This window comes from Parafrankia irregularis (assembly GCF_001536285.1).
In the GTDB taxonomy this organism is placed as follows: domain Bacteria; phylum Actinomycetota; class Actinomycetes; order Frankiales; family Frankiaceae; genus Parafrankia; species Parafrankia irregularis.
The window spans coordinates 85,232-97,593 of sequence record NZ_FAOZ01000036.1; the positions used below are offsets into that span (position 1 = coordinate 85,232).

Annotated in this window: 10 protein-coding genes; 7 read left to right on the forward strand and 3 right to left on the reverse strand. The window is 71.5% G+C overall.

The features are described from left to right. Window positions 1-128: 128 nt before the first annotated feature. Together AWX74_RS33400 and AWX74_RS33405 are read right to left on the reverse strand one after the other, a co-directional pair. Window positions 129-362 (reverse strand): FmdB family zinc ribbon protein, encoded by a 234-nt coding sequence (locus tag AWX74_RS33400; protein WP_091284802.1) that lies wholly within the window; start codon window positions 360-362, stop codon window positions 129-131. A gap of 168 nt (window positions 363-530) precedes the next feature. Continuing rightward, window positions 531-1,724 (reverse strand): thiolase family protein, encoded by a 1,194-nt coding sequence (locus tag AWX74_RS33405; RefSeq protein ID WP_091284803.1) that lies wholly within the window; start codon window positions 1,722-1,724, stop codon window positions 531-533. 242 nt (window positions 1,725-1,966) lie between these two features. On the opposite strand from AWX74_RS33405, the gene AWX74_RS33410 reads away from it, so the two are divergent. From AWX74_RS33410 to AWX74_RS33445, 7 genes are all read left to right on the forward strand, one after another. Beyond that, on the forward strand, window positions 1,967-3,118 hold the full coding sequence (locus AWX74_RS33410; RefSeq protein WP_091284849.1) for an asparaginase: 1,152 nt from the start codon (window positions 1,967-1,969) through the stop codon (window positions 3,116-3,118). Window positions 3,119-3,365: 247 nt separating this feature from the next. Continuing rightward, window positions 3,366-4,868 (forward strand): CoA transferase, encoded by a 1,503-nt coding sequence (locus AWX74_RS33415; RefSeq protein ID WP_091284805.1) that lies wholly within the window; start codon window positions 3,366-3,368, stop codon window positions 4,866-4,868. Between the two features lie 323 nt (window positions 4,869-5,191). Next, the gene (locus tag AWX74_RS33425; protein ID WP_091284809.1) at window positions 5,192-6,364 is read left to right on the forward strand and encodes a branched-chain amino acid ABC transporter substrate-binding protein; all 1,173 of its coding nucleotides are present in this window, start codon (window positions 5,192-5,194) and stop codon (window positions 6,362-6,364) included. A 148-nt stretch (window positions 6,365-6,512) separates the two neighbouring features. After that, complete coding sequence (locus AWX74_RS33430; RefSeq protein WP_054568239.1) at window positions 6,513-7,283, forward strand: SDR family oxidoreductase; 771 nt, start codon at window positions 6,513-6,515, stop codon at window positions 7,281-7,283. Window positions 7,284-7,472: 189 nt separating this feature from the next. Continuing rightward, window positions 7,473-8,144 (forward strand): esterase/lipase family protein, encoded by a 672-nt coding sequence (locus AWX74_RS33435; RefSeq protein ID WP_091284811.1) that lies wholly within the window; start codon window positions 7,473-7,475, stop codon window positions 8,142-8,144. A 341-nt stretch (window positions 8,145-8,485) separates the two neighbouring features. Continuing rightward, the gene (locus AWX74_RS33440) at window positions 8,486-9,280 is read left to right on the forward strand and encodes an SDR family NAD(P)-dependent oxidoreductase (RefSeq protein ID WP_091284813.1); all 795 of its coding nucleotides are present in this window, start codon (window positions 8,486-8,488) and stop codon (window positions 9,278-9,280) included. A gap of 102 nt (window positions 9,281-9,382) precedes the next feature. Continuing rightward, on the forward strand, window positions 9,383-11,266 hold the full coding sequence (locus AWX74_RS33445) for an AMP-binding protein (RefSeq protein WP_193209759.1): 1,884 nt from the start codon (window positions 9,383-9,385) through the stop codon (window positions 11,264-11,266). Between the two features lie 3 nt (window positions 11,267-11,269). Here AWX74_RS33445 and AWX74_RS33450 read toward each other — a convergent pair whose 3' ends face one another. Further along, window positions 11,270-11,983: a hypothetical protein gene (locus AWX74_RS33450; RefSeq protein ID WP_091284819.1), complete on the reverse strand. Its 714-nt coding sequence runs from the start codon at window positions 11,981-11,983 to the stop codon at window positions 11,270-11,272. Between the last annotated feature and the right edge of the window lie 379 nt (window positions 11,984-12,362).

Consider the following 12,362-nt stretch of genomic DNA (forward strand, 5'->3'; position numbering starts at 1 on the left):
TGACTCTTCGTCCCGTTTGCGCCTGTTGGCATGAATTGCTGGCGCTGTGTGGCGGCGCGGGATCCCCGGTGGGTCGCCAGGCGGGCACGGGTAAGCGCAGGCCCCGGGACGGGTCAGTGCTGCCCGGGTCAGCCGCAGCAGCCTCCGCCGCAGCAGGCGCCCCCGCCACCACTGGCCGGCGCGGGCGCACTCGCCATCGCGGGCGCCGACGCGCCGCGGCTCACCGCGACCGCGGAGAAAACCCGAGAGGTCTCCTGATGGCCCGCGGGGCACGGCGCCGGGGCGGTGCTGTCAGCGTGGATACCGCGACGCACCTCGAAGGAAGCGTCACAGACACGGCATCGGTACTCGTAGGCGGGCACAGGGCAAGGATAGGCCGGTGCCGGGTGCCGCGGGGGCGGAGTCACCCAGCCCGGCCAGTCCGGAATCCTCACAGCCGCCTGAGAGCCGCAGGTGCCGTGCCTGGACCCTCATGCGCCTGGAAAGTCACCGGCGCCTGAGAGCCCACCTGCTAAGAGCCCACCTGAGGGTCACAGGCGCTCGAGAATCGTCGCGTTCGCGAGTCCGCCCGCCTCGCACATGGTCTGCAGCCCGTAGCGCCCACCGGTCTGCTCCAGGGCGTGCACCAGGGTCGTCATGATCCGGGCGCCGCTGGCGCCGAGCGGGTGGCCGAGTGCGATCGCACCTCCCCGTGCGTTGACCCGCTCGGCCGGGGCGCCGATCTCGGCTTGCCAGTCGAGTACGACGGCGGCGAACGCCTCGTTCACCTCGAACAGGTCGATGTCGTCGAGCCGCAGCCCGGAGCGCTCCAGCACCCGGCGGGTCGCCGGGATGACCCCGCGCAGCATCAGGAACGGGTCGTCGCCGACGACGGCGAAGCTGTGCAGCCGGGCTCGCGGGCGCAGCCCCAGCTCACGGGCCCGTTCCGAGGTGGTGATCAGCAGCGCCGCGGAGCCGTCGCTGATCTGTGAGGCGTTGCCCGCCGTCACGTTCCAGCCGATCTCCGGGAAACGCGCCGCGGCCGCCTCGTCGTAGTAGGCGGGACGAAGCCCGGCGAGCGCCTCCAGGCTCGTCGACGGACGGATCCCCTCGTCGGCGGAGACCTCGACGACCGATCCGTCCGCCTGGGTGACCTTCACCGGCGCGATCTCGGGGGTGAACAGGCCTTCCCGGGTGGCGGCGAAGGCCCGCTGGTGGCTGGCGAGCGCGAACTCGTCCAGCTGCGCGCGAGGAGTGCCGCGGCGCGCGCCGATGAGCTCCGCGCTGATGCCCTGCGGTACCAGCCCGGCGGGGTAGCGCTCGTTGATGCGGACGCCGCGGCTGTCGCCGGGCTGGGTCGCCGAGCCCATCGGGACTCGGCCCATCGACTCCACCCCGCACGCCACCACCATGTCGTACGCACCGGCGATCACGCCCTGCGCGGCGAAGTGCACGGCCTGCTGGGACGAGCCGCACTGCCGGTCGACGGTGGTGGCTGGCACGGATTCGGGCAGGCCGGCCGCGAGCCCGGCCCAGCGCGCGATGTTCGCGGACTGCTCGCCGGTCTGGGTGACACAGCCGGCGATCACGTCGTCGATGTGGGCGGGATCGATGCCGGCCCGCTCGACCACCGCGGAGATGCTGTGGGCCAGCAGGTCGATGGGGTGGACCGGAGCAAGGCTGCCGGTGGCCCGCCCGCGCCCGATCGGGGTCCGTACCGCTTCGACGATGACGGCGTCACGCATGGAGGACTCCTTCTCCCGAGTGAGTCCGAATACCAGACTCACTATGTAGGTCAGTCTGGACCTATGGGTTGGAAAAGGCAACTCACTGGTGGCGCAGGTCCCGAGCCCGCGTAGCCTGAGCCCATGACGGCTCCGCGATCATGAGGATGTCGGAGGCGAGCGTGTCGAAGTCGGAGCAGCGCGCGCCGGAGCGGTGTGGCGCCGGGCAGCCCGCGCCGGAGCAGGGCCGGCCGCAGCGGTACGTGGCTGGCGGGTCCGACGGCGCGGCGCCACCTGTCGTCGCCGAGATCCTGCGGGGCCGCGCGCCCGGCGTCGACGTACTGGTCGAGAGCCGGATCAGGGGAACCGTCGTGGGGCTCGACCCCACTGGTGCCGTGCTGCTGGCCGCCGGTGATCCGAGCGCGGTGATCTCGCCGCGTTCCACGGTCAAGCCGATGCAGGCCGTGGGCATGCTGACGGCCGGGCTCGATGTGGTCTTCGGGGCGACGCCGGTCGGGCCGGCTGTGCCGGGCGTGTCCGGCGGTGGGAGCGCCGCCGCGGGCGGCATCCCGCCGGAGCTGCTCGCGATCGTGGCCTCGTCGCACAGCGGTGAGCCCGAGCAGGTGGCGGCCGTGCGTGCCGTGCTGGCGGCGGCCGGCCGGGGGCCGAGCGACCTGGCCTGCCCGCCGGATCTTCCGCTCGGGCACCTTGCCCACGAGCGGCATCTCGCCGCCGGGGGAGGCCCCGAACGACTACTGATGAACTGCTCGGGCAAGCACGCAGGCATGATCGCCTGCTGTGCGGGGTCCGGTTGGCCGGTGAGCGGCTACCTTGAGCCGGACCACCCGCTGCAGCTGCGGATCCGGGCCGCGATCGAGGAGCTTGTCGGCGGCCCGGTGACGGCTCCCGCCGTCGACGGCTGTGGCGCACCGCTGTTCGGCGTTCCGTTGCTCGGCCTCGTACGCGGGATGCGTGAGCTTGCGCTCGCGGCGGCTGGGCCTGCGGGGCCGGCGGGGCCTGCGGGGGCCGGGCCTGCGGGTGTGGGGCCGGTGGGAACGGCGTCGCCGAGGCAGCGGGTCGCGGCGGCGATGCGCGCCTTCCCCGCCCGCGTCGGCGGGCCCGGGCGCCCGGACACGGAGCTGATGCTCGCGGTGCCGTCACTGATCGCGAAGGACGGCGCGGAAGGCGTGTCCGTCGCCGCGACGTCGGCCGGATTCGCGGCCGCCGTCAAGATCGAGGATGGTTCTCAGCGTGCCGCGATGCCGGTTCTGATCGCCGCGCTGCGGTATCTCGGTGCGTTCGGCGCCGACCCCGACGCCGATCTGGCCCGCGTCGAGGAGCTCGGCACGCCGAAGACGTTCGGCGGGGGCGCGGAGGTGGGTGTGCTGCGCGTGGTCCTCTCGCCGGGCACGTGATCACAGTGCGTGACATCGGCGTGTGATTCCGGGTGCCGGGTCGGGTGTCTGCTCCCGGCCATGTGTCGGTGTCCAGGCCTGCGACGTGCCCGAAAGCGGCGTTGCGTGCGTGTGGTGGCACAGCTGTGTAATGCTGTCCGTCACATAAGCCTCACTCTGGGACATGGCCAGGGGGTGGTGGTAACTCGGGCGGTCCGGCCGGTTACGCGTCAGGCAGCATTGTTGATCCGCTGCACAGGATGGGGAGATGGCCGACAACGCGATGATTGCTGCCCAGGTCGCGACGCTCGTCCGCGATCAGGGAGTCGTGGACCGGCTGACCATCACCGGTCCGGTGGATGTCCTGCCGAGTCTGCACCGGGTGACGGAGCTGGCCACGGCGAGCGTCGCCGCCGCGGCCGTGGGCGCCGGCCGGTTACTCGTCGCGCGGAACTCCGGCACCAGTGGCCTCTGTGGTTCCGGCGGTGCCGATAGTTCCATTGGTTTCGGCGATTCCGCTGGTTCCGCTGCCTGCTGGCCGGGTGCGGGTGCGGATGCGACGAGCCAGCCGGAGATCGAGATCGATACCCGGCACGCCTGCGCGGCGTTCCGCAGCGAACGGTATCTGCGGGTCGATGGCCGGCCCATGCCGACGCCCTGGGACCCGATCTCCGGCTACTACCGCACCGCCGACGACCGGTGGATCGAGCTGCACTGCAACTTCCCGCATCACCGGGCCGGGATCCTGGAGCTGCTCGACGTGTCGAACGACCGGGCCGAGGTCGAACGAGCCGTCGCGCGCTTCGAGGCCGAGTCGCTCGAGCTGGAGCTGCAGGCGATGGGCATGTGCGCCACGATGGCGCGTGACGAGGACGAGTGGTCGTCCCACCGGCAGGCGAAGGCGCTGGCCGAGCTGCCCGTCCTGGAGATCGAGCCGCTCGGGGAGGCCGCGCCGACCCGGCTTCGACCGGCCGACCTGCCGGCCGAGGGCATCCGCGTGCTGGACCTGAGCCGGGTCGTCGCCGGGCCGGTCTGTGGCCGGACCCTCGCCGGCTACGGCGCGGAGGTGCTACGGGTCGGCGCCGCACATCTGCCCGAGGAGCGGTCACTGCTCATCGACACCGGCTTCGGGAAGCGGAACACGTTCCTCAACCTGCGGGTCGCCGCGGACGCACGCCGGCTGCGGGAGCTGATCTCGACCGTCGACGTCGTCATCCAGGCCTACCGCCCGCGTGCGCTGGACCGCCTGGGTTTCGGCCCGGACGCGTTGGCCCGCCTGCGGCCCGGAGTCGTGGTCGCGACGATCAGCGCCTACGGCCGTACCGGCCCGTGGAGCGGCCTGCGTGGCTTCGACAGCCTCGTCCAGACCGCTTCGGGTATCGCGATGGCGGAGGGCCGGGCTGGTGGTGACGACGGCCCGCGGCTCCTGCCCGCCCAGGTGCTCGACCACACGGCCGGTTATCTCGCCGCCTACGGCGTCCTGGCAGCCCTGGCCCGGCGGGGCGAGGAGGGCGGGAGCTGGCACGTCCGGACGTCGCTAGCCCAGGCGGGGCGGTGGCTGCAGGAGCTGGGCCACCGCGACACGCTCGCGGTGCCGGACCAGACCAGAGCCGACGCGGAGGGCTTCTGCCGGCGGCTGCGCAGCGAGTTCGGTGAGGTCTCCTACATCGCGCCCCCGGGAACGGTCGGCGGCCGGGCGCCGGGCTGGACGATGGCGCCAGCCTCACTGGGTACCAGCCCGCCAGGCTGGGAGCCCCGGGACGAGGCCTAGCGTCCCGCTGCCGCTGCCGCTGCCGCTGCCGCTGCCGCTGCCGCTGCCGCTGCCGCTGCCGCTGCCGCTGCCCCGCCCAGGCTTCTGCCTGCGGCCCTGCCTCTGCCTGCGGGGCCCGGCCTCGGTGTTGCTCGGTAGCAGCGGCAGATCGTAGCCACAGTGCGAAGATCTGAGGATTCTGGTCGTTCCAGCAACCACGATCCTCAGATCCTGCTCGCCGATGACCGCCTGAACGGGCCGGGTCGTCTCGTCCACAGGCCTGTCGTCGCGTAGGACTGGGTTTTGCGACTTCGTGGTGGCGCGAACCGGAGGCGACGCAGGACATGATCAGGCGACCGGCCATGGGCGCGATCGCCCTCGCCGTCGTGACGGCGGTGACCGTGACGGCATGTGGGCTCGGTCGGGAGGACTCGCCCGGCGACGGCAGGAAGACCATCACCATCGGCTTTCAGGGCATGCTGTCCGGCGACGACCGCAAGCTCGGCGTCAACGCCCTCTACGGGGTGCGGACGGCGGTCGCGGAGGTGAACGCCGACGCCAGCGTCCCGTTCCGGCTGAAGCTCGTCGAGGTCGATGACGGCGGCTCGCCCGACCGGGCGCCGGGTGCGGCGCGCGGCCTCGTCCGGGATTCCGACGTGGTGGCGGTGATCGGGCCGCTGCTGACGGACACCGCCGAGGTCAGCGAGCCGCTCTACAGCGAGGCCGGCCTGCTCTCGGTGAGCCCGTCCGCGACCGGTCCGGCCCTGACGGATCTGGGCTTCACCACCTTCTACCGGGCGATCGCCCCGGACACCGTGCAGGGGCGGGCGGTCGCGGACTACATCTCCACCGTCCTCGAGGCGAAGAAGGTGTACTCGATCGACGACCGCGGTGACTACGGCATCGGGCTGTCCACCGCGCTGGAGGCCGAGCTGACCTCCGACGGGGTCGATGTCACGCACGACGGGATCGACCCGGCCAGGGACTACACCACCCAGGCCGAGCGGATCATCGCGGAGGCGCCGGACGTGGTCTACTACGCCGGCTACTACACCGACCTCGCCCGGCTCGCCGAGGCGTTGCGGGACAAGGGCTTCGCCGGCACCGTGATGTCGGGTGACGGTTCGCGGGACCAGCGGTACGTCACCCGGGCCGGCGCCGACGTCGCCGAGGGAACGTTCTTCTCGTGCGCCTGTGCGGACGTCCACGAGGACGCGAACGCGGCGGACTTCGTCGTCTCCTTCGAGACGGCCAACGGCGGGGCGCAGCCCGGGGTCTACTCGGGCGAGGCGTACGACGCCACCAGGGCCCTGGTACGCGCGCTGCGGGTCGTCGGCCCCGACGGGGACCGCCGGGCGGTCGCCCGTGCCTTCGCGGACGTCAGCTGGAAGGGCGTCACCCGGGACATCTCGTTCGAGGAGACCGGCGAGCTCAAGGTGCCCACCGTCTACCTGTACAAGGTCGAGGACGGCGAGATCGTGAGCCTCGGGAAGATCACGGACCTGCTCCGATCCTGATGCCCCGCAGGGGCTGTCGGGACGTCTCCGGCACCGATGGGGTGTCGTCCCTGCGTGGCGTGGGTGGTCGATCGGCCGGACTGTGCTGGATTCGGCGTAAGGTTGAGCACGCTGAACCTTCCACTAACGTAAGGGTTGTTTTCCTGTCATGGTGCGGTCGCCGATCAGCGGTGACACACCGTCCCCGCGCCGTCTGGCGGACCGGGCGGCGGTGGTGACCGGTGCTTCCAGCGGAATCGGCTATGCGGTGGCGCTTGATCTCGCGGCCGCCGGGGCGGCTGTCCTGGCGACCGGGCGGGACGCCGCCGCGTTGTCCCGCCTCGCGGCCGAGGCCGCTCGTCACGAGCTCGACGTGCGCGTCTTCGCCACCGAGATCACCGATCCCGCCGGCCGGGAGCGGCTGGTCGAAACCGCGCGGGAAATGCTGGGCGACGTCTCCGTGCTCGTTCATTCAGCCGGCGTTTACCACAGCGACCCGATGAGCATCGCGAGCCTCGCTGATCTCGACGATCAGTACGCCGTCAACCTGCGGGCGCCGTACGCGCTGACGCAGCTGCTCCTGCCCGATCTCACCCGGACGCTGGGCGACATCATCTTCGTGAACTCCACCCAGGGGCTGGCGGCGGGGCCGGCGGTCGGTCAGTACGCGGCGACGAAGCACGCGCTGCGCGCGATCGCGGACAGCCTGCGCGCCGAGCTTGGGCCGAAGGGGCCACGGGTGTGCACGATCCTGCCAGGGCGGACGGCCACCGCGATGCAGCGGCGGATCTTCGAGACGGAGGGCCGGGACTGGGATCCCGATGCCCTCATGCAGCCCGAGGACGTGGCGGCGATGGTGCATTCCGTGGTCGAGCTGCCGCGCCGGGTCGAGGTGACCGACATCGTGATGCGGCCGACGCAGAAGGTCGCGGCGATGTAACGAAACGACACCCGGATTTCCGGGCGTGCAATTGATGGTGAACATGAAATGGTCCGGCGGCGGTGCCCCGGGCCGGCAGTGAGAATCGAGCTCTGATCCGACCTCCAACAGGATCCCCGGCGAGACCCTTCCATCCCACGGTGAACGGTCGGGATTCCGGGGGTCCGAGCCGACGATGGAAAGGGCTCAGTGTTCAGCGCAGCCAGAATTCTTGGTGCCCTCGCCGTCGCGTTCACCGCATTGCTGGGAACCAGCACCTCGGCGTCCGCGGCGACCCACGACCCGGTAATTTTCGTCTACGGTTTCAACGGCTCGACGTCCACCTGGACCGACATGGTCGCCGACTTCCAGGCCCACGGCTACTCCGCGTCCGAACTGACCATCTTCACCTACACCTCGACCCAGTCGAACGTGACCACGGCGAACCAGCTGGCCAGTAAGGTCGCCGCGGTGCGGTCCGCCACCGGCGCGGCCAAGGTCGACCTGGTCACCCACTCGATGGGTGCGCTGTCCTCCCGCTACTTCCTGAAGAACCTGGGCGGGACGTCCGTCGTCGACGACTGGGTTTCGCTCGGCGGCCCGAATCACGGCACCACCACCGCCTCCCTGTGCAGCTGGTTGTTCACGGCCTGCTCGGACATGGTCCCCGGATCCTCTTTCCTGAACGCGCTCAACGCCACCGACGAGACGCCGGGCTCGGTCAGCTACGGCACCTGGTGGTCGTCGTGTGACGACACCATCAATCCCGATTCGAGTGTTGCGCTGACCGGTGCGACCAATACCGCCGCCGGCTGCCTGGGCCATTCCGAGCTGCATGACGACGACACCGTGGCCGCCGGAGTGCGCGCGTTCATCGCCTGAGCCGAGGGCCCAGTGAGGCGGCGAATGCGGTACCGGCCGAACGTCGCGACGAGGCGATATCGGTGACGGAACGTGACCGTGGCCCGTGCTGGTGCCCGTTCCGGTGCCGTGACCGGCAGGTGTAACCCCGATCTGGGATTCTGCCGGTCACGGCACTGATTTCCCGGCCTACGGCGGCGGGATCGCCCCCCTGCTCCGGTACCTTGGCTTCCGTCGGAAGCGCCCCAGTCCGTCCCATCTCTCCCGTTTCGTCACTGTTTGTCGCTGTTTGGCGGTCGAGACCGGTTCGGCCGCCCGCGGGCTGTCCGGCGCTCCGTCACCGACCTGAGGAGCTTGGCGACGTGACCGATTTCCGCGGCCGAACCGCGCTGGTGACGGGTGCTTCTTCGGGGATCGGCGCCGCCCTGGCCGAAGCGTTGGCCGGGCGCGGGGCCGATCTCGTCCTCACCGCGCCGGACCAGACGCGCCTGCGGGCCGTCGCGGACAGAATTCGACTCCTGCACGGCGTGGACGTCGCCGTGATCCCGGCGGATCTCTCCGAGGAGAGCGGCCCGGACGATCTGGTCGAACGGGTGCTGGCCGACGGCCACCAGATCGACGTGCTCATCAACAACGCCGGCTTCGGAACACGCGGCCGGTATGACGAGCTGGCCGCCGAACGAGACCACCGCGAGGTCATGCTCAACGCCGTCGCGGTCGAGCGGCTGACCCACCTGCTGTTGCCCGCCATGGTCGAACGCGGACGCGGGACGCTGATCAACGTCTCGTCGACGTCGGGTTTCCAGGCGGTCCCCTACATGGCTGTCTACGGCGCGTCGAAGGCCTTCGTGTTGTCCTTCTCGATCGCGTTGTGGGCCGAGTACCGGTCCCGCGGTATCCAGGTGCTCGCGCTGTGCCCCGGGCCGACCGACACCAGCTTCTTCGACGCCCTCGGGTCGACGATGAGCGCGGGCGGCCGGCTGCGCACCACCGAGGAGGTTGTGACCAGCGCCTTCCGGGCGTTGGACCGCGGCCAGCCCTACGTGATCGACGGTCGGCTCAACTACCTGACCTCGAACGCGTCCCGCCTGCTGCGCCGCGGGTTCGTCGCGGGGATCACCGCGCGGGTCCTCGGCCCGCAGACCGGCCACGCCTGACCGCGGCACGCCGCCGCCGTCCGTCCAGCGTCAAAGGGCTCGCCGTCCGTCCAGCGTCAAAGTGCTCTTGACAGACGGCGCGTCGGCGAGAGGATGGCAGGCATGGGCGAATACCGGCGCGCGTACGACGACTGGCAGGCCGACCCGGAAGGCTTCTGGGGCGCCGCGGCGGAGGCCGTCACCTGGACCCGCCCGCCGGTACGGGTCCTCGACGCGGGCACCCCGCCCTTCTACCGCTGGTTTCCCGACGCGGAGCTGAACACCAGCGTGAACGCCCTGGACCGGCACGTCGACGCCGGCCGCGGGGACGCAACCGCCCTGGTCTACGACTCGCCGGTGGCGGGCACCACCCGCCGCCTCACCTTCGCCCAGCTCACCGACGAGGTGGCCCGGGCCGCCGGCGCGCTCGCGTCGCTCGGGGTCGGGCGCGGCGACCGGGTCATCATCTACCTGCCCATGATCCCCGAGGCGGTCGTGGCGATGCTGGCCTGTGCCCGGCTCGGTGCGGTCCACTCTGTGGTCTTCGGCGGCTTCGCCGCCCCGGAGCTCGCGGCCCGTATCGACGACGCCCGCCCGGTGGCGATCGTCAGCGCGTCCTGCGGCATCGAGCCGACGCGGCTGGTGCCCTACAAGCCGATGCTGGACGAGGCCATCGCCCTGGCCACCCACAAGCCGGCGGCCTGCGTCATCGTCCAGCGCGAACAGCAGCGCTGCGAGCTGCTCGCCGGGCGGGACCACGACTGGGAGCCGCTCGTCACCGCGGCGCCGCCGCACCCGGCGGTCCCGGTCGCGGCGACGGACCCGCTGTACATCCTTTACACGTCCGGGACGACCGGGCGCCCGAAGGGGATCGTTCGGGACAACGGCGGCCACGCGGTCGCGATGGCCTGGTCGATGCGCAACGTGTACGGCATCGGGCCGGGCGACGTGATGTGGGCCGCCTCCGACATCGGGTGGGCGGTCGGCCACTCGTACACGGTCTACGCGCCGCTGATCGCCGGTGCGACGACCATCCTGTACGAGGGGAAGCCGGTGGGCACCCCCGACGCGGGGGCCTTCTGGCGAGTGATCGCGGAGCACGGGGTGAACATCCTGTTCACCGCGCCCACCGCGATCCGCGCGATCAAGAAGGAGGACCCGGCGGGCGCCTTGGCCGGCAGGTACGACCTCGCCTCGCTGCGGGCGCTCTTCCTCGCCGGTGAGCGCCTGGACCCGGCGACGTTCGACTGGGCCACGGCGGTGCTCGGGCTCCCGGTGATCGACAACTGGTGGCAGACCGAGACCGGCTGGGCCATCTGCTCCTCGCCGTTCGGGCTGGAGCGGATGCCGCTCAAGGCCGGGAGCCCGTCCGTCCCGATGCCGGGGTACGACGTCCGGGTGCTCGGCCCGGCGGGCGAGGAGGTCGCCGCCGGGGTCGAGGGCGCCATCTGCCTGCGGCTGCCGCTGCCGCCCGGCACCCTGCCCACGCTGTGGGAGGACGACGACCGCTACGTCGCGTCGTATCTCTCGGCGTTCGCCGGCTACTACCTGACCGGCGACGGCGGCTTCGTGGACGACGACGGCTATCTGTACGTCCTAGGGCGCACCGACGACGTGATCAACGTGGCCGGCCATCGGCTCTCCGCCGGTTCGATGGAGGCGGTGCTCGCCTCGCATCCGGCGGTGGCCGAATGCGCGGTCGTCGGCGTGGCGGACACCTTCAAGGGGCAGGTGCCGCGCGGGCTCGTGGTCATGAAGAGTGGCGTGGAGACCTCCTCGGCGGCGCTGGAGGCCGAGCTCGTGGCGCTGGTCCGCGCCGAGATCGGCCCGGTCGCCGCACTGCGGCGGGTGGACGTCGTCGCCGCGCTGCCCAAGACCCGGTCCGGCAAGATCCTGCGCCGGACCATGCGTGAGCTGGCGGACGGTCGCTCGCCGGCGGTTCCGTCCACCATCGAGGACGTGGCGGTCCTCGACGCGATCCGCCCGGTGCTGGCCCCCGACTCCTGAGCCCTAGGCGCCCAGATGCTCGCCCAGCTCGCCCGCCGGCTCCTGGTGGTCGACGTAGGCGTCGGCGATCAGGTCGAGCTCGTCGAGAGGGTAGTCGAGCTTGCGGCGCATCGTGCGGCGCCCGACGAGCAGCAGCTGAAGCAGGTACTCCGGGACGTCGGCGCGCTGGCACCGCTGGAAGCCCATCGTGTACCAGGTGTGCGCCTCGACGAGCTGGTCGTGCTCCGCCAGGGTCTCGGCGACCGCCGCGTAGACGTCCGGGTCCCTGGGCCGGCTCGCCTTGATCTCGGCGAGCAGAGCCGTGGCCTCGGTGGCGCGTTCGAGCCGCTCAGCGGTGTCGGTGCCGGCCGTGCCGGCCGTGCCAGCCGTGCCGGCGGAGCCTGGCTCGCCGGCGACACGTGCCGCGGGCTCCGTGGTCGCCGCGCTGTCACTGTTCCAACGCAGGAGCGCGTCGTGCAGCCAGACCCTGGGATCGAATTCCTCCCGCCCGCTGTCGCGTGAAGCGACCAGGGCGGCGCGGTAGCAGCGCACGGCCTCGTCCCACCGGCGGGCGAGGCCGTACTGGCCTCCCGCGTGGACCAGCAGCGTCGTGGCGCTGATCTCGCCGTGAAGCGCGGGCTGGCCGGCGAGGTCCTCGAACTCGGCCGCCGCCTGCTCGTGCCGGCCGTCACCCGCGGCACGGATGGTGATGTCGTCGATGTCGTCCTCGGTGAGCACGCGGCCATTCTGCTCCGCCAGCCGGATCGTGGAGCGTGAAGGCCCGCTGTTGCTACCGCTGCTGCTGAGCAAGGGTCGCCAGGCCGCTGCGCTGGCCTCCACGGATGCAGGGAAAAATAGGGCCGGGTCGCCTGGTAAGCCGGTGATTCTGTGATGCCGGTGAGCTCGTGAAGCAAGGCTGGCGATGGAGGCCGGTTCCGGGACTACGGTTTGTGCCATGGCAGCCGCCCCTGGCGGCTGCCGGGAGCACGTGTGTCAGATTCGCCCGTTCCCTGGTCTCTCCAGGCGACCCGATGTCCACCGATGGTCATCGGGTCGAAGGGGGCGGCGTTGGGCCGGCAGGACGTCAAGGACGAGGTCATCTACCTGCGGGCGGCCG